This window comes from Methanobrevibacter sp. (assembly GCF_045112895.1).
Taxonomy (GTDB): Archaea; Methanobacteriota; Methanobacteria; order Methanobacteriales; family Methanobacteriaceae; genus Methanocatella.
Genome location: NZ_JBGUIH010000003.1, coordinates 1 through 17,903, shown reverse-complemented (window position 1 = coordinate 17,903; position 17,903 = coordinate 1). Strand labels below are relative to the sequence as shown.

19 protein-coding genes are annotated in these 17,903 nt (G+C 37.0%); 4 read left to right on the top strand and 15 right to left on the bottom strand.

Going from position 1 to position 17,903, the window contains the following annotated elements; genetic code table 11:
* The 3 genes from ACJMLD_RS00635 to ACJMLD_RS00625 form a co-directional block, all read right to left on the bottom strand.
* Positions 1–1,777, bottom strand: a 1,777-nt coding sequence (locus tag ACJMLD_RS00635) for a DUF6794 domain-containing protein (protein WP_405266984.1), incomplete at its 3' end; no start/stop codon positions are given.
* A 72-nt stretch (positions 1,778–1,849) separates the two neighbouring features.
* Entirely contained in the window at positions 1,850–3,289 is a 1,440-nt protein-coding gene (locus ACJMLD_RS00630; protein WP_405266982.1) for a hypothetical protein, read from the bottom strand.
* 78 nt (positions 3,290–3,367) lie between these two features.
* Positions 3,368–4,066, bottom strand: coding sequence for an endonuclease/exonuclease/phosphatase family protein (locus ACJMLD_RS00625; RefSeq protein ID WP_405266980.1), 699 nt, complete (start codon positions 4,064–4,066; stop codon positions 3,368–3,370).
* A gap of 51 nt (positions 4,067–4,117) precedes the next feature.
* Between ACJMLD_RS00625 and ACJMLD_RS00620 the strand changes: the two genes are divergently transcribed.
* From ACJMLD_RS00620 to ACJMLD_RS00610, 3 genes are all read left to right on the top strand, one after another.
* Positions 4,118–4,810, top strand: coding sequence for a hypothetical protein (locus ACJMLD_RS00620; protein WP_405266978.1), 693 nt, complete (start codon positions 4,118–4,120; stop codon positions 4,808–4,810).
* A 162-nt stretch (positions 4,811–4,972) separates the two neighbouring features.
* Positions 4,973–6,232 carry an exodeoxyribonuclease III gene (locus ACJMLD_RS00615; RefSeq protein ID WP_405266977.1) on the top strand — a complete coding sequence of 420 codons (1,260 nt, stop codon included), beginning with the start codon at positions 4,973–4,975 and terminating at the stop codon, positions 6,230–6,232.
* Positions 6,233–6,246: 14 nt separating this feature from the next.
* Positions 6,247–7,155, top strand: a complete 909-nt coding sequence (locus ACJMLD_RS00610; protein ID WP_405266975.1) for an AIM24 family protein — start codon at positions 6,247–6,249, stop codon at positions 7,153–7,155.
* A 77-nt stretch (positions 7,156–7,232) separates the two neighbouring features.
* Here the strand turns inward: ACJMLD_RS00610 and ACJMLD_RS00605 are convergent, their stop codons facing one another.
* Both ACJMLD_RS00605 and ACJMLD_RS00600 read right to left on the bottom strand, forming a co-directional pair.
* Positions 7,233–8,051: an ion transporter gene (locus ACJMLD_RS00605; protein ID WP_405266973.1), complete on the bottom strand. Its 819-nt coding sequence runs from the start codon at positions 8,049–8,051 to the stop codon at positions 7,233–7,235.
* Between the two features lie 741 nt (positions 8,052–8,792).
* Positions 8,793–10,034 (bottom strand): tetratricopeptide repeat protein, encoded by a 1,242-nt coding sequence (locus tag ACJMLD_RS00600; protein WP_405266971.1) that lies wholly within the window; start codon positions 10,032–10,034, stop codon positions 8,793–8,795.
* A 329-nt stretch (positions 10,035–10,363) separates the two neighbouring features.
* Here ACJMLD_RS00600 and ACJMLD_RS00595 point away from each other — a divergent pair, with 329 nt between their 5' ends.
* Positions 10,364–11,005 carry a hypothetical protein gene (locus ACJMLD_RS00595; RefSeq protein ID WP_405266969.1) on the top strand — a complete coding sequence of 214 codons (642 nt, stop codon included), beginning with the start codon at positions 10,364–10,366 and terminating at the stop codon, positions 11,003–11,005.
* Between the two features lie 87 nt (positions 11,006–11,092).
* On the opposite strand, the gene ACJMLD_RS00590 is transcribed toward ACJMLD_RS00595, so the two are convergent.
* The 10 genes from ACJMLD_RS00590 to ACJMLD_RS00545 all read right to left on the bottom strand — a co-directional run.
* Positions 11,093–11,431 (bottom strand): hypothetical protein, encoded by a 339-nt coding sequence (locus ACJMLD_RS00590; protein ID WP_405266967.1) that lies wholly within the window; start codon positions 11,429–11,431, stop codon positions 11,093–11,095.
* Positions 11,421–11,579 carry a hypothetical protein gene (locus ACJMLD_RS00585; RefSeq protein ID WP_405266966.1) on the bottom strand — a complete coding sequence of 53 codons (159 nt, stop codon included), beginning with the start codon at positions 11,577–11,579 and terminating at the stop codon, positions 11,421–11,423. The genes ACJMLD_RS00590 and ACJMLD_RS00585 overlap by 11 nt, the downstream gene beginning before the upstream one ends.
* Before the next feature lie 4 nt (positions 11,580–11,583).
* On the bottom strand, positions 11,584–11,778 hold the full coding sequence (locus ACJMLD_RS00580) for a hypothetical protein (RefSeq protein ID WP_405266964.1): 195 nt from the start codon (positions 11,776–11,778) through the stop codon (positions 11,584–11,586).
* A 13-nt stretch (positions 11,779–11,791) separates the two neighbouring features.
* Positions 11,792–12,100 (bottom strand): hypothetical protein, encoded by a 309-nt coding sequence (locus tag ACJMLD_RS00575; protein ID WP_405266962.1) that lies wholly within the window; start codon positions 12,098–12,100, stop codon positions 11,792–11,794.
* Between the two features lie 102 nt (positions 12,101–12,202).
* Positions 12,203–12,463, bottom strand: a complete 261-nt coding sequence (locus tag ACJMLD_RS00570; RefSeq protein WP_405266960.1) for a transcriptional regulator — start codon at positions 12,461–12,463, stop codon at positions 12,203–12,205.
* Between the two features lie 68 nt (positions 12,464–12,531).
* The gene (locus ACJMLD_RS00565) at positions 12,532–12,906 is read right to left on the bottom strand and encodes a hypothetical protein (RefSeq protein WP_405266959.1); all 375 of its coding nucleotides are present in this window, start codon (positions 12,904–12,906) and stop codon (positions 12,532–12,534) included.
* Positions 12,907–12,944: 38 nt separating this feature from the next.
* A complete protein-coding gene (locus tag ACJMLD_RS00560) occupies positions 12,945–13,700 on the bottom strand; it encodes a tetratricopeptide repeat protein (protein WP_405266957.1) in 756 nt (251 codons plus the stop codon).
* A 106-nt stretch (positions 13,701–13,806) separates the two neighbouring features.
* Positions 13,807–14,067, bottom strand: a complete 261-nt coding sequence (locus ACJMLD_RS00555) for a hypothetical protein (RefSeq protein WP_405266955.1) — start codon at positions 14,065–14,067, stop codon at positions 13,807–13,809.
* Positions 14,068–14,194: 127 nt separating this feature from the next.
* Complete coding sequence (locus tag ACJMLD_RS00550) at positions 14,195–14,551, bottom strand: hypothetical protein (protein ID WP_405266953.1); 357 nt, start codon at positions 14,549–14,551, stop codon at positions 14,195–14,197.
* Between the two features lie 323 nt (positions 14,552–14,874).
* Positions 14,875–17,903, bottom strand: a 3,029-nt coding sequence (locus tag ACJMLD_RS00545) for a Cna B-type domain-containing protein (protein ID WP_405266951.1), incomplete at its 5' end; no start/stop codon positions are given.

The window sequence follows — 17,903 nt, the reverse complement described above, 5'->3', positions numbered from 1 at the left end:
GGCCATTCAATCCGAACTCATTTCTAATCCACATTCCCAACGAGAAATGCAAACTGCCTGTTTCCCTTTTATCCCTCTCATAGATTGCATCAATAAATCCCCGTGAAGTATTAACAACCAGATAATCAATCGCCTCTGCAAGTGACTGCGGCATAGGATTATAATCTTCATTCAAATTCCTGTCAAAGTATTTATACAAGTCATTTGAATATATGTCCAAATCTCTCAAGTAATAGGCAAGTTTCAAACCGCATTCCTTATCGACTTCCCTAAATTCGATTAAAGAATTGATTTCAGCCTGCAGTATATTCGCTTTAAACCTTTTAAGAGCGCCTCCTTTAACTAGAGGCTGATTTCCATAATCGAAACTCAAGTCATATGCGGACAATATCCTTTTGGAATCGATTTTCTCTTCAAAGTCCTTTTTGATTTCATCCCAGTTGCCCTCACAATGCAGGATTATTGTTTTAATCTCATAATAAAATAGAAGACTCTTTAATTCATCCTTAGGCAAAATATCTCGAGTGACATTTTCAATCTGTTGGATTTTCCTGTTGAAGTAAAAATAAATATCTTCTTTAGTATCGTCTTTTTCAACCAGCTTCTGAATTTGGGAAGCATAGCTCAATTTAAAGTCAAGAAGTGAGAGTATTTCCAAATATTCTTTAGAAAATGGCTTTTGCAAAATCACTTCCTTCAGGTCATCTGAATCATAGCATTGTGGTTCGACTTCACATCCATTTTCTCTTTTATCTAAAGGATCCAGACAGATAATTTCCACATTGTCATCCGGAACAACATGGGTATTAATCTTAAAGTAATCATGATCTTTTGATGAATACCTAATCGAATCAAATTCAAGTTCAAAAAATGTGTAATCCCTATAATCATTATATTCTTCAGCCGCTTCTTCACTATAATCGATTCTCATAGCAAAAGAATCATCCAGCAGGTCTTCATGTATCAGATAGTACTTTGTAAAATCATCCCTGATTCTTAAACTAAAATCGCCATATCCATCAGAAAAACAGGAATTCATAATAATATAATAATTTTCACCATTTATTCTCTTTGGAGATACGAATAGATACTTGAAATCAAAATCATCGACTGGTGAATCATTAAACATCATATTATCAACAAAATAAAACAGTTTGGTATCAACAATAAAATAAGAGAGAAATTGGTCAACGCCAGAATAATCCTTTAATTGGATTAATGGTTTGCGGGATAACTGCTCAACACACTCCTTGAAATCATCTTTAATTGCTTTGAACTGCAGAGGATTGTTTCTATGGATATTGATCATTTCTTTGAAAATAAATTTGCGCTCTGAATCGCATAAATTATAATCATTAATTAAATAATTTAAAATTCTCATTAGGATAACTGCACCCGCTATCCAAACCTTGTCACGTTCAAATGAGCTGAAAAAAGATTTATCCAAATAATAGAAACTATTTATCTTTCCGATTTCAATCTCGGCAGTTATTTTGTTATTGATATCTTCCCATCTGTCTTCATCAATTATATATGCGTAATAGTAATATTCATCAAAATCATCAAGTAATTCACCATAAAAAGCAAATTCTTTGCTTGGACTTTGATAAATCTTATCATAGATTAAAAGAACAATCTCATCTAAGTTATCAGTGGATTTTCGTTTTAAATCCTTAATGTCATCATCACTCAAATCCAAACAATTTGCTAGATTGTAAAAGTCGTTTGAGAAGAAATATCCTCCTTTTGCTCTTTTAAAAATGTTGCCCAATCCCATAAAAAATACACCAATAACTGTGTTAATATATTAGCTTTGACAATTAAAATAGATTACTAAAAGAAACAGGAATTAATTATTATAATCCTTGATGGAATCGGTCAGCCTGTCAATCTCTTCCAGAAGATCTTGGACATCATCGCTTTTGGTTTCCGAAATGTTGATTAATAGCTCATCGCTTAATGTGTCCAATTTACTGTTTATCTCTTTTAAAATTAAAATGTTGGACTGGATTTCCCCTTCAAGCTTTTCTGAGTACTCGGTGGATGAGTCAATCATTGTCCTGATGACATCAACCCTATGATTGAAGACTTCTCCGCATTCATCGACGACTGCATTGAACTTGTCGTTGGTTATCTGCGGGGCAGGGAAACGCTTATCAATGAGCATCCTAATGTTTTTCTCCTTGAGGTCAAATTCGGATTTCAACTTATCACTCTGGACTTCATAGCTGCTGTAAACCGATTTTTTAGGGCTGGGTTTTGCTTTGTGTTTGACTTCTCTTTTTGGAGCAATTTGAGGCTTAACCTCCTTTTTAGGAATAGCTTTCGGTTTGGATTCCTTCTGGGAATCGATTTGCGGCTTGACCTCCTTTTGAACTTTCGATCTTTCACTGGGATATGTGAAATGCAGATAGGAACCTATAAGAAATATCGGAATAAATGCAAAAAGACCCAATATCAAGCAAGCCAGAAGGCTTGGGGTATCCACTGCCAAAGACACTATAGCCAGTACATAAATCAAAAGCGAGATTATCTTTGTTTTGGATAGGGCGTAGGCATTTGTCTCCTCATCGTGCCAATAGAACAGGAAATGGACAATATTCCTAAGGAGATTGTCATCCCTATTTCTGATTCTGATATATCGTGCGGTTTCAGTTTCATAAAGGTAATGACCCAAAAGCCCTAAAAGATAAACCGGCAAGGCCAGCATAAAGGAAACGAGTATTGATGAGAGAAAATTGGTTGAATACGGAACAGAGCAGATGAAAAGCAGAACAAAGACAAGTACCGTGAGGAATTTTGATCTTGAGAAAACATAAACAGCCCCATCATATTTTCTAAAGAACAGCCTGTGCTTTATATTTTCTGCAAGAGCATAATCTTTCCTTTCAACGATTTCATTTTGATTTTCCATCTCTGAAATCTTTTCATAAGCGAAATTATGGCAAAATGGGCATTTGAAAACTTCAGTGCCTATTTGCCTGCCGCAGCTTGGACAGATTTTAAACTCCCCTGGAGTGTTGCTCAGCTTAACGGACCTTAATGGAGAGAAGTAGGGAAGCTCGGATGATTCCTTAATCGTCAATGATGTGGAGTTGCAGTAAGGACAGACTGCATAATACGCTTCGACGTTCTCGCCGCAGTTGTCGCATATCTTCCATGCTTTCAATTTGACCAATTTATTGTCTGTGGACATTATAAGTGAATGAGAACCGCAGCGGGGGCATTTGACATAGGCCTTGTTAACTTTACTGCCGCAATTGTTGCATATTTTAATTTCTTTTGCCATCCTTATTCACCTATAGGAAATATTGATACTATTTTTAAATTAAACATTTTTAATTATGTATGCAATTAAATTCATTTCTTAAATCTCAAAAATCATTGGCATATGGTCACTAAATTCCAACCATTCACTCACATCACCAATTTCTAATTTCTTAACAGCATTTTGGGATGCAAATACATGATCCAAGTGAAATGGTTCATCTAAATGCTTATGCCAATAAAATGTTGCTATTGATTCTTGACCTTGTTTTTCACCATTCAAATAATGATATACATCAACAAGATTAATTTCGGATAATTTTTCCATCATTTCATAAACATTTTTGCCATGACGTTTGTCTTGTAGTCTTACATCACAATTAAAATCGCCACATAGAATAACATCATTGTTGAAAAATCCGCTTTCTTTATGCAACTCATAATAACTGGTAATTTCTTTTGGATAATATATAACCTTACTTCCTTCCATATTAGGATTTGTCCAAATCCCCAAAAGATTAAAAGCATCATTTACTCTAACTGGAATGAAATATCTAAGCCCATTATCATCCAAATCAACTAATTCTATCTCAACATCATCACGAGCAAATATTCCTAAACCGTAATCTGTGTTATCTCCAATCCAATAGTAATTTGATGCAAATTCTTTATATTCCTCACTTGTAGAGTTAGTTGGATCTTCACATTCCTGTATAACATAAATGTCGGCGTTTTCTTTAATTATTTCTTTAAAACAATCAGTGAATTTTCCGTTGCAATTCCAAGTCACGAGTTTCATATAATTTAGTATATATAATGTTATTAATATATATTTAATCAGGCGATAAAGATGACATTAGCAGATTATAATGGATTTACTGGCAAAGAAAGAGAAGACAGCGAAAATATAATAGAAGAAGCCATCCGAAATGGTGAATTAAAACCCTTGGAAGAAACAAAATGTGTTTTTTGCGGTCAGGATAAGGGAATTAGAGTTTATCATACGGAAAATTATCTTCCAGAAAAAATTGTTGAAAATTCCCAGCCAATGTGTTTTAAATGCCATGCGAGAGTTCATGGTGTTAAAATTACAAATCCTCCAAAATTCAGAGAATATTTGGAGGAAATTAGAGAAATTCCTCTGCCGCCAACTTACAATAAAAATTATTGGACACCTGAAAGAGATAAAATTTTGGATGACTATCATGGCTTTTCAGCGGACATTAGAGATTTTTCAAAGGGAATTGTTGAAAAAGCAGTAGAAGATGGTGAATTAAAGCCTTTAAATGAAACAAAATGCAACATTTGTGGTCAGGATAAAGGTTTAAGAGTTTACAATGTGAGTGATTATTCATCAATTGAAAGCATCATCAAATCTGCCAAACCTCTCTGTTGGACATGCAATGAGTATGTTGAAAGGCATGAAGAGAAAAATCCAGAAATTTTTGAAAAATACGTCAAAGAAGCTCAACAAAAACCTAGAAAACCAGTATATATCCCAAATTCTTGGACTGAAGAAGATGACAATCATTCAGATGAATAGTCAAATGATTTAAATCGACTGAAAATACCTTTGTTGGACAAGAGACATTAAGTTCATTATTATCAAAGCAAAGAAATGTAAACTCACATATTATAGAACATGATGCTAAAAGAGAATCAACAACATAAAAAAACAATATGTTAAGAAAAATTGGGTGATGAAATGAAAATTATCTCATGGAATGTAAATGGAATAAATCCCACATATGAAAATGGTTATCTAAACCAACTGATTGAAGAAGAAACCCCTGATATAATATGTATCCAGGAAGTAAAAACCGCTGAAATTCCAGAACTTGAAGGATATGACCTTTATGGTTTTCCTTCATCTGAAACATCAAATCATTACGGAACTGCAGTTTATACAAAAATAGAACCAATTTCCCATAAGTTTGGTTTAGGAGACAAAGAATTCGATTCAGAAGGCAGAGTAATAAGATTGGAATTTGAAAATTTTAATTTATACAATGTTTATGTGCCTTCCGGTGCTAAAGATAAAGAGAAACTGAAACGTAAATATAGGTTCTATGATGAATTTACGGAATATTTTAAAAAATCAAATAAGCCAGCGATAATTTGTGGTGATTTTAATAGAATCGCAGGAGAAATTGATGCTAAAAGACCTGAACTTATGAAAAATAAATCAGGTTTTATGCCTGAAGAGCAAGAATGGTTTAAAGAAATATTAACAAAATATGTTGATGCATTTAGAAAGTTTAATCAGGATGGAGATAATTTCACATGGTGGTCAAATAGAAAAGGGTTTAGAGAAGAAAATAAAGGATTAAGGTTAGACTATTTTTTGGTTTCAAAAACTTTTGAAAATAAGCTTACTGACTCATATATCCTAAAAGACCAACTAGGTTCAGATCATGCCCCTATCGTGTTAGAGTTGAATTCATGTCCTGTATGCGGTAATGCTAATAACAAGGATGATGAATACTGTTACATTTGCGGCATTAAACTAATCGAAAGTGACGAGGAAGAAACAATCAGTGAAGATAAATTGGAAATTCCAAAAGACAAAATAATACTCCTTGATTTAAACTACACATTAATAGCAAACTCCAAAGAAATAAAAAATTATCCTTTAGATAAAAAGATTAAATCACAACAATATGAAACCGATTTGATTGACTTAATTAAAGACAATTATGTTATTTTAATTACAGCAAGCCCTTATAATCGTTCATATAAAATTTTAAGAGATATTAAAGAAAAAACTGGTTTTGAGCCTAACGAATCCTATTGGAACTTTGGACGTCAACCGCCAGTATTGAAAAAATATTGGATGGAAAATGAAGTTATTCCAATGCATGGAGATAATCCAGATAAATATCTGGCAATTGAGTCAAATCCAACGACACGAAGGATGTATGATAAATTAGGAATTGAAGCAAGACCAAAAAGCGATTTTATATAAAAAAGGTGGCGAATATGGTTAAATATTGTTCAAACTGCGGTACAGAGCTGGATGACGATTCAGAATTCTGCAGCGAATGCGGAACAAATCTAAGTAGCCCTGCCCCTAAAACAGGCGGCAGCGTTAAAATCAGAAATTTCATTGGCGAAAACGACAACATCAAGGTACTGGATGAACAGGGCCCATTCAGAATCATCGAATACGAAAAGGACCTGAGCGTCACTCCAAGCGAAGCAATAATGAAATACTATTCAAGCAAGATGAATGTAAGGCCTAGGCAGCTGGTAGTCGATTTGAGCAAAACTTCAGGAGTCTACCTTCAGGCCGGAGCCATGCAGTGGATGAGCGGCTCCAACAAACTCTCCTCAGGAATAAAAGGAATAGGAGACTTTGGAAAGAAATTCCTGAAGTCCTCGGTTACCGGAGAGACAACCGTCAAGCCGGAGTATAGCGGAAACGGATATCTTGTAACCGAACAGACCTACAAGCATCTCATCCTTTTGGATTTGAAAGACTGGAACAACAACCTTATGATTGATGACGGCCTGTTTTTGGCAGCCGAGAAATCAGTAGAGCTGTCAGTCAAAAGAAGAACAAACTTTTCCAGTGCCATAGCTGCATCAGAAGGCCTGTTCAATACAGTACTGCATGGAAATGGTCGGGTATGCCTTGAATCAAAAATCCCATATAAGGAGCTGATAATCCTTGAACTGGAAAACGATACCGTTTCAATCGACGGGCCAATGGCAATTGCATGGACCAGCACACTGGAGCTGACCGTTGAAAAGTCCGGCAAATCATTTGTAGGTTCAGCCGTTTCAGGCGAAGGCCTGGTCAACGTTTACAGAGGCACAGGCAAAATCCTGATGGCACCGTTGACAGGCAAGCTCAAACTTAGGGATTTGCCGAAATCGGACAAATAGAAAATTAAGAAAGACTAAAAGGATTAAATTCAGATAAATTATTTAATTAATTTATCCATCTATCCTTTTGATTATGTTCACTCCTTTTTATTAATAAGGTCTTTTAGCTCTCGGATCTCATCCTTAAGCTCCCGGTTCTCCTTATGGGTAACTTCAAGCTCCTTTTTGATTTCAGCCAACTCATCATTGATTGGCCTTACATTCTCCTCAACGATATTGGTGATATCCTTTTGCTCGTCATCCAAGAGCCTGTCTGTCAGATATGATGAGATTGCAGCTGTGATTGTGGAGAAGACAAATACGCCGATGATGATTAAAAACATCGTAATTATCTTTTCATTGTGGGTATGCGGAGTCACATCCCCATATCCTACAGTCGTCAATGTCACGACTACAAAATAGAAATCATCGAAAAGCCCGTAGCTTGGACCGTAGAAGTACATCAGGAGGGTAAAAAGAACGATGATAACTAACACTCCGGATATGATCTTATCCAGATAGGTCTTGTCGATGAAGCGATGGATTCCATGGAAGAACCTTTCAATCAGGGCGACGACACGCAGCAGCCTTAAAATCTTCAAGTATTTCAGAAGTCCTGCCTGCGGAAAGAGAAGCGGTAGAATAACATCGAATGGAATTGATGCAATCAGGTCTATGATATTGCTTCTCTGACTTAGAAATATTTTTTTGGGTTTGGAAATGTAGAACCTGTAGCCCCATTCGAACATAAGAACGATACACAGGCAAAAGTCAAATATATGGAAATATTGATCAAAATCAGCCGGCAGTGCAAAAAACATGGATATCACAATCAGGATAACGTCGATTATAATGAGAATCTGTAATGCCATCCATCTTGCGCGAGCCTTGTTGATTTGCCTTCCGAAAATGTTCAAAGTTTCACCTTAAATCTTTATAGGAATAGTTTAGATGCTGACTCATAATATAATTAACTGAAAATTTTTAAAAAAAAATATTCAATTTAACAACCGAAATACTTAAATAACAATTATTCTGACTTCAATTTTACAAAATGACTTCAACAAGCCTTAAATATCCATTTAAATATAATTTTATTGGAAAAGGTCTCGGGAAAATTTCTAAAAATGGAGGATGATAAGCATGTTGAAGGGTGTTTATTCCACAACCGGAACCATTAAAATAATTTTATGGTGTCCTCTATTTTTTTCCTCCGGAGGTGAAACGTTTGGAGTTAGTAATGCTCCTGATTGGAACATATTGTTTTAATATTGTTCAGATATTGAGACTATTGAAACTCCAATTGATCACAAGAGCAAGATAACTCCAGAACACCTCCAACCCCGGACAATTGAAAAAATCAATTTCAATGATGGACTTTTAAAGAACTCCCATTTGTTCTTGTGAGGCCTTTTTTCCTAGAAAGACACTATTCAATTGTCCATTTTTAAAAAAATAATTAAGTTTATATACAACATTCCATAAATGGCTTATACAAGAGAGTTATCTCTCAGGAGGTAACCTCCGGAGGAAAATCAAATTTGATGTCAAATGGGTATTGTAGGCAGATGCCTGCAATAGACATTAAATTTTACTGTTTTTTGAAAATTTATCCATAGAATATTTAAACATTTTTTTAATAATCAAATAACCAGCAATCACCATATGATTTTGGCAACATGATACGTGTCGATATAATAAAACAAGTATTCCGCAAAGGCCATCTCATCAATCCGGATGTCGCTTGCCCTTGAAGTCATGCCGCAGCAGGTGCTGTCGCTGTTTGCAACATATCCCACCTTGTCATTGTCCCGATAGACTGCAATAGCATCCCTGTCATGAGGGTTGTCCTCTTCCCTTACAAGCTTAAGCGTCATTCCCTTCTGGAATACATGACTGCCATGATAGTAGGTTCCGGCAATGGTAATCAGGTTTTCCCTTCCTATTTCATTTAATATTTTGGCCTGCTGGCCGAAATTTGGTCCCGTTTTGACGGCCGGCCTTTTGATAGTTTCCGTTTCCAAATCAACGCTGTCGGATTCTTCACCGGCAAGCTCCAATGCCTCTTCAAGGTACTCGCTTTTAACCGGATACTTCCCTGAAAGGTATGCCCTACCATAGCTTTTCAGACATTCCTCCCTGTTCTTCAGTATAATCTTGTCTGCGACATCAATCGTCAATGCTATGTCATAGAACTTCAGCGCTTCGTCATACTTGCCCAGGCTGTCGAGGGCTATTGCCTTGCAGTTCCAGTTTCCTGCAAAGTTCTGGTCATAACCTATTCCCTTCTCATAGCATTTGATGGCCTTGTCATAGTCCCCCATCTTATTGTAGGCCCATCCAAGGTCATTGTAGGTGCGGGCCAGATATGAGAACTTCCTTTCTTCACTGTCCTGGTATCTTTCCCTATACCTATCAACATATCCCTCGTCATCGGCCCTGTCCTGATTGAAATCGGGAGTTGGGAATTTGCTGTCGGCTTCTTCGATAAGCTTTTCAAATGCATCGATTGCCTCATCGCATCGTCCAAGCTCAATCAATGCCAATGCAACATTACTTCTGTCATTGATGGAATCGTAGCTTTCCAATGCCTTTTCGTATTCCCCCATCTTGAAATGCAGGTGCCCAATCTCTCGAACGATTCGGGAGGAATATTTGACGTCAAGGGCATCCTCATACTTTTCAATGGCTTCGCCATATCTTCCCATTTCGGCCAAGCGCTCCGCTTCCTTGGTGCGCCTTGTGACCATATTCCCAATTATCTCATCGCGCACTTCCCTTTTGATTTCTTCTTTGTCGACCTCATCCGGAACACTGGAAAAGTCGCCCACTGGAGTTCCGCAGCTGCAGGTCGACGAACCTTCGCTGACCCATCCTCCGCAGTTTGGACACATCGGCATTCTATCACCTTCTGAATTTCACAATTCTTATTTTAAGGTTTCTTGAATTTAAACATTGCCCCCTCTGCAATTCAAAAAAAAATAGATTTTAATGTAAAGGCGGCCGATAATGATTTTCCCCAAAAAGCAATCCCAAAAAGTCAAAATAGAGGCGATTTTCAATGAACAATACAATTCATCTACCGGCCATTTTTACATTGCAGGCATGCAATAATACACACCATAATACTATCTTATACATAACTAATATATAAAGTCTTGCATTTAACATATTGAAGAAACTTTATATACAGGTTGGCCACATCATATATACGGAAAGGTGAAAAATCATGACACAGATAATAGACATTGAAGTGAAATGCAGCGTCTGCGGGAAGACCTCAGAGCAGCCTGCCTTGATGAGCACAAACTCCTGGGGCTATCCCGATTTGGACCTGAGGCCTCCTGAAATGCAAAGGTCAACAATGAATGCATGGATTCAGGAATGTCCTAACTGCGGATACGTGGCCGGAAATCTGGAAGACGAGCTTGGGATTCCAGAGGAGTTCCTTAAAAGCGACGAATACATGAACTGCAGCGGTCTTGACTTCAAATTGGATCTGGCTGCAAGGTTCTACAGAGGCCATCTTATAGCCAATGAGAAAAACGATTTGGAGCGGTCATTCCGCCGTCTGCACAACTGCATGTGGAAATGCGACGATGCCCAAGACCCGTTGGCTTCAGACATCAGAAGATTAGCAATTGAAGTGGCAGACAGGCTTATTGAAGCCGGATATGAAAACAGGGACACCATCCTTTTGATGAAGGCCGACTTCATGAGAAGGACAGGACAGTTCGACGAAATGATTCGCGAATACAGGGACATCTTCTTTGACGACGAGAACATGAACAAGGTCATCCAGTACCAAATTGAAAAATCAATCAAAAGGGATGACGGATGCTACACCACCGAAGAGATATTCGCAAGGTGATTTTTTGATTGCATCTTGAGGGCTCAGCCCGAGATGCCACTTTTTTTTTAAAAATAGAATTGTATGGAATTTCCATAAACTGACAATCTAGATTAAATCCTCGACAAAAAGGGAATTTCCGCATTCCCATGCGAAGGCCTCCTGGCCCAGGACATCATTGCCCTTTTTAAACCATTTCCTGAAGATTGCCTCGGGCTCCGCTGATTCGGCAAACATCACAAGCAAAAGCTCATCAAAGCATCTGGACTTGTAGTGGGCCTTTGCCTTTAAAAAATAGAAATTTTCAAATCCACTTTTAGAAAATTCGCTGATTAGTTCATCCAGAAGGCCATCAATGCCTATGGGAACAAGGCCATTTTCTTCATATCTGTAAAGCGGTATGTGGAACACATACTTTCTGCTTAATTTTGTTACATCATACTTCATTCAAATCAAATTCAACTCCAATTTCTGAGAAAATCTCTTCAATCTTTTCCTTTGAGGTGGCATTTTCCTTTTTCAGCCGTTGCCTGACATCGGAAATGCGTTCATAATCAACTTTTCGCGGATAAGCTGTTCTTATAAGAATAACCATATTATCATAAATCCTTTTTCGTCAATCTGATATTTGAATGATGATTTTTAATATACTTCAACAATAAGTTGCCATATAATTCATCGCATCGTTGAATAATATCTTTTTCACCAATATGCTCTGATTCAGAAATTTCGCAGGAATAATCATACAATTCCCGAATCCTATCTTTAATGTCCATTATTTCATTTGGAGGCATTGATTCTTTAGATTCAATAATCCAAATTATAGATAAGCTCTCCGGTCGTATAATCAAAAATCAACATTGCCTCATTATCCAGACCAATAGTTTTCCTTCTAAAGAGATCAACCAGTTTCACCGCCTTTGGCGAAAATTCCTCCGGCAAGTCATCTTCGGTTACTGCACTAATTTGCCAGTTTACAGGCAGGTGGCGATATTTCATGAAGTCCAAGTCCTTCAGCTTCAGGCCTGCTGGAATCAGCAATGCGCCCCTATTGTCAATTTTAGGAAAATGATTCTTTAAATTAATAATTTTTTTAAATGCCGAATTTGATATCATAATCTTAAATTAGATTTCATGATTTATAAATCAGGCAGTTGTTTTTGGCTTCAATTTTACAAAGTGAGACAACTTTTGCTTTATTCAATAAAATAAGACATTTCAGTCCATGAAATCGGCAATGTCCTCGCCGACATCAGTCAAACGGTATAGCCTTCCCCTTTTTGCATCCTCGTTTATACACTCTGCAACGCCTGAATCCTTGAGCTCGCGCAATACCTTTGAAATGTGGTTCTTTCTGATTCCTGTATCGGCCGCAATTTCCGTCGGCATCTTGACTTCGTTTTTGAGAGATTTTACGGCCTTTGACCTGTAAGATGAAATGCTTACATATGCGTACTTCTTCAATGCTTCATCATCCATAATAACACATCCTAATAATAGTATATTAACAACCTATTTAAATGTTGTGTTTAAGATATTACAAAATGCTATTTCTGGAACTTCCTTGAGTCGAGCTTCATGTTCTTGTAGGCGAGATTCTTATCGGTCTCCTTCCATTCAAGGTTTTCAGCAAGAACTTTCTTTTTCAGCACTTCAAGGCTGTGGGATTTCAAGTCAGACCCCCTATAATGCCAGAAATCACCTTTTCTGTACACATTCAAAAAGCCGGTCACATTATTCTTGTCCAACTCAAGTGATTCCTGGGCCAGATCCTTGTCGAGAACCTTCCACTTCAGTCCGTAGAGGCTTACGAGGACTTCAAGCTCCTTAAGCGTTGATGCATTGAGTGACCTTTCGGCGAACTGATACTCCCAGCTCATGTCATCGAGCATGTATACATTCATGAATCCTGAAAACTTCATGGTTATAGGTATATTTTTGAGAGATATAAATTTTTCAATCAGACCAGATTTTTCGCTGCAAGTTCCCTGCCGTTCAGGGCCTTGATGTAGGTTTCATCCTCGCGAAAGTGGTTTTCCAGCAGGAATTCGAATGTCTCCAATGCCTTTTCGAAGCAACCAAGCTCATTCAAAATCAATCCCTTCTCAAGCAATTGGGCTTTGGTCAGCTTCACTGCATGGCCCAGGCTTTCGCATGCGCCATCGAGGCCCAGCTCATATTCGCACAACCCTTTGCCATACCATGCATAGTCATTGTTTAATGCATTCAACGATTCATTAAAACATAAGAGTGCTCTTTCAAAGTCATTTAATTTAAGGTGTGTTGAAGCTTTTTTGTTGAGCAGCTTGAAAAGAATCTTTTCCTTAAGTTTAGATGGATTGGCCAGCGCCTTTTTGTAATTTTTCAACGCCTTTTCATATTCGCCCCTGGCGAAGTGCTCGTCGCCTGCATAGATGTTTCGTTTAAGTTTTGGAAAACTGTCCCTTTCCTCACTGGACTTTGCCAGAAGAAGTCTGTGATATTCGACATCACTCAAATCATCATTCGCCTTAACGGCACGCCTATAATACCTTAATGCCTTGACGAAATGTCTCTGGCCATAAAGGGCATGCGATTTGCTGATTAATGCCTCGCCACATTGGGGATCATAGAAGAGAACTTCATCAAAGCATTCGATTGCCTTTGCATAACTTTTAGATTCTAAAAAACCAATGCCCTCATCCAAAAGGTTTTCAACCACATCATCTGAAATCATCGTTAATATATTAAAATCGGATTAGATAAAAAGATTATTGTTTGCTTTTCGCGATTGAATCAAAATTGCAACATGCATGTAATTTTCAATGATTTAAAAAAAAATATTATAATTCATATGGCGGTGAGTTTTTAAGCGCATCAAGCTGTTCCATACCCTTTTCGGATTCCTCTTTAATATAGTTTAAATTTCTACAAAAGAAATCCTTGTCCTTTTTATTCCAATCATAATCTGCAAGGTTTCTTAATTCCCTCAATTTTTCTAAACGCTTTCCTAAAGAGTGTTCTGTCAAATCATCTGATTTTTTCAATCTATCGCAAATTCTTGTGTGAACATCATTTCCCTTTTCAAATTCGTATTCATGCATAATTAACAACAGATAAAGTCTTGTGCAACCGAAAAGAGAATAATAATATCGGCTTATTGCAGAACGAATATATTATTCACTCTTTACTTGAGCCAAATAATTGGCAACACCACAAACCTTTCTGAAGTCATACATTTGAAATCCCCGGTAAAATCAATACATCACGAACATTAAGCTTTTTTTCCAAATCCCAAATCTCAAATTCCAAAGAATTAATTTCATCACAGATTCCATTGTTAAATCGATCCTCAGAAACATCCAATCTCAGAATAATAAATCTATTATCTGTTTCAGGTTCAAAATTCATTTGGAGATTAAATTTCGCTTCACTAAACGATTTTTCAAGATATGGTTTTATCTCATCCAGGAAAATGAAGATATTTTCATTCTTTTCTATCTGTTTTCTGATCTCCATTGGGGATTCAATATTATAATACTCACCAAGAGCTTTGAATTTCTCATCAAAATTGACTTCTTTTTTCATGATAATCTCCTGTCAAGCATATTTTAACTTAACAAAATATATTATGGGCTTTATCATTAAAAAAACTTTCTAAATAAGTCTATACAACATTTTAAGATGAATACAATATTTATACCTACAAATAAGTATTTATCAAAACCCATATAAAAAATAGTCAGTTTTAAATGAGAACAATTTTACAGTTTAAAAGCAATTTGATGTAAAAAAGAAAGATACTTATGATTAATATATGCGTAAAAAATTGTCTTTAATAAATAAAAAAAAGTAAAAAAAAAGAAAAAATATTAACTAGATTTGAAATCTAGTTAATTTTCTTGTTTCTATTATTCTTTCCTGTTTTCAGACCATAAACTACCGAAAATGACAACTAAAGCCATTACGAGATATGCTAAAGGATTACCAGTCTCTTTCATAGTTACCGGAGGTTTTTCAGGATGTACTGGAGGTTCGGTTTCATTTTTAATGACCTCGACAGTGCAGTTGTCAAAGTTGTTTGACGGATTGCTGTCGGTTTCATTGCATGTGACGTTGACCTCATTGGTAATCATGCCTTCGACGAGGGCTACACAGTATATGTACAATGTAGCGGATTCGCCATCGGTCAGGTTACCGATGTCCCATCTTCCGGTAGATGAATCGTATGATCCTTTGGATGCCTTGAAGCTGATGAACTTTACGCCATCAGGCAATACATCGGATGCGACAACGCCGTGCGCATCACATGGACCATAATTGATAACGGTTATTTGCCATTCGATCTTATCGCCTACGTGATATGCCTCTTTATCGGCATATTTGAAGACTGCCAAATCGACAATAGGAATTCCTTCAGTAGTGTTGTTTGCCCTGTTGTTGGTCTTGTTGGAATCCGGAGTTGAAGTGGTGACTTCTACCGGGTTTGTAATGTTTCCAACACTCAACACTTTGGTCACTATCTGAAGTGTTTCGCTTGAACCGCTTGCCAGTTTGCCGATAGTCCATACCTGAGTATCTGCATTGTATTTGCCTTTAGTGGCAATTGCATTGATGAATCTTAAGGAATCAGGAATGTCTTCTGAAACCTTAACGTCTGAAGCTGCGCTAGGACCATGGTTTATAACCTTAATGGTCCATGTTAGCTCTTCACCAACGTATGCCTTTTTCGCGCTTACAAGTTTTATGATTTCCAAATCACAAACAGGTTTTACATTGGTAGTGTTATTAGCCTTGTTGTTGGTTGTGTTCTTGTCTGGAGTTGTAGAGTTTACGACAACAATGTTAGTAATCCTGCCGTCTTTTACGACTTGAGTTTCCAATACTAAATATACAACTTGATCTTTTTCTAAATCACCGATAGTCCAAATACCGTCAGCGTAACTTCCAACGGATGGAGTTGCGTTGATTAGTTTAAGGCCATCAGGCAAGTTTTCAGTAACAGTAACATCTTTTGCTGTGCTTGGACCTTTGTTTGCAACCCTAATTGTCCATTCAACAAAGTCGGTAATGTTTACATCGGATGAGCTGACCAATTTAGCAATTTCCAAATCGCAAACTGGAATTACTTCGGTTGTATTGTTAGCAACATTATTGGATGTGTTCCTGTCAGGAGTGGTGCTGTTTACAGATGCAATATTAGTAATGTTACCTGCTATTGCAGCTTTAGTAATTAAAACCAAGGAAACTGTAGCATCTTTTTCCAAAGTTCCAATTGTCCAAATTCCATTGCTGTAAGTTCCAACGGATGGAGTTGAATCAATTAACTTAAGACCTTCAGGTAAAGCGTCAGTTACAATAACGTCGTGTGCAACACAAGGACCCTTGTTTTCAACACTTACAGTCCATTCCACCAATTCATTTTCATATACACAGGAAGCGTTTACAAGTTTTACTATTTCCAAGTCGCAAATCGGGTTTGCAATAGTAGTGTTGTTCGCTTCGTTGTTTGTCCTATTCGGCTCATAAGTACTGGTGTTGACAACAGCCACATTTGTAATGTCTCCTTCGGTCAGGATTTGAGTTACTAAAATAAGGGAAACAGGTTCATTTGCAGCCAGGCTGCCTATCTCCCAAACCCTAGTATCCTTATCGAAACTACCTGCACTTGGATTTGCGCTTAAAATTAAAGCCCCTGCTGGTAGGGTATCTTTAACTTTAACATCCCGTGCAGTGGAAGGACCCGCATTAATAACGCTAATAGTCCACTCAACGCTGTCTCCAACGTCGATAGATGAAGCATTAACAGTCTTATTAATGATCAAATCACAAATCGGGTTTGCAACAGTAGTATTATTCGCTTCATTGTCGGTATAATCAGATTCATTGGTAGTAGTGTTAACGGATACGAAATTATCGAATTGACCTTCAGCTAAAAGCTTAGTAACTATAACAAGGGATACTGACTCGTTTGGACGCACTTCGCCAATATTCCAAATTAGAGTATTGCCTTCAACCTTACAGTTTTCTGGAACACTGAATTCTACATTATCAGGTAAGGTGTCTCTTACAATAACATTTTCAGCTGTATTAGGACCATTGTTCTTGACAATGATACTCCATTCAACCATGTCATTAACGAATACTTCGGAAGCATTTACAAGTTTGGTGATTTCCAAATCACAAACTGGTTTTACATCAGTTGTATTGTTACCGGTTTTGTTATCAGTTTCATTAGAGGATGCATTTACTTTATTGATTAAGGTACCGTTCACTAAAGTTTTGAAAGTTATAGTGAAGTTAGCACTTGCATTAGGCTCTAAAGCATGAATATAATTGAAAACGTTGCCGGATTTAGTCCAAGATTCTTTGTTGGTATGATTAATATATCTTAACTCATTATCGTTGAAGATTTCAGTAACTTTAACATTTGTCAGATTGCAGTTACCTGTGTTGGTGACAACAATTATGAATTCTGTGTTGTCGCCTCGGAGAACTGTCTTGTTCAGTGAGATTTTCTCTACAGTCATATTAGGACGAATGTGGGAGTTTACAATGGTAAATTCATATGTATTGTTATGAATTGTAGTATTATATCCCTCTACTGCCAATTCCTTTATGGTATAATTGATTAAAACACCATTTTCATACTTATCCAAATCCTTGAAGGTTAATTTCCAGTCATTGGATTTGTTCAAGGTATCGTTTCTGATGTTTTTGCCATTGGCATACAACATGACTGTCACACTGACAGGCCTTATGCCATCAGTGTCATTGAAATCAATCCAGACTTTTGTCACGTTAACTTCAGTAAGTTCAGGGACATGAGTGTTAATGATAGTCCAGTTGTAGAGAGTGCTGTTAGTAACTTCTGATTTATAACCATCAACATCAGCTTCAAAGAAGGTATAATTGATAGCAGAACCATTGCAATTAACTG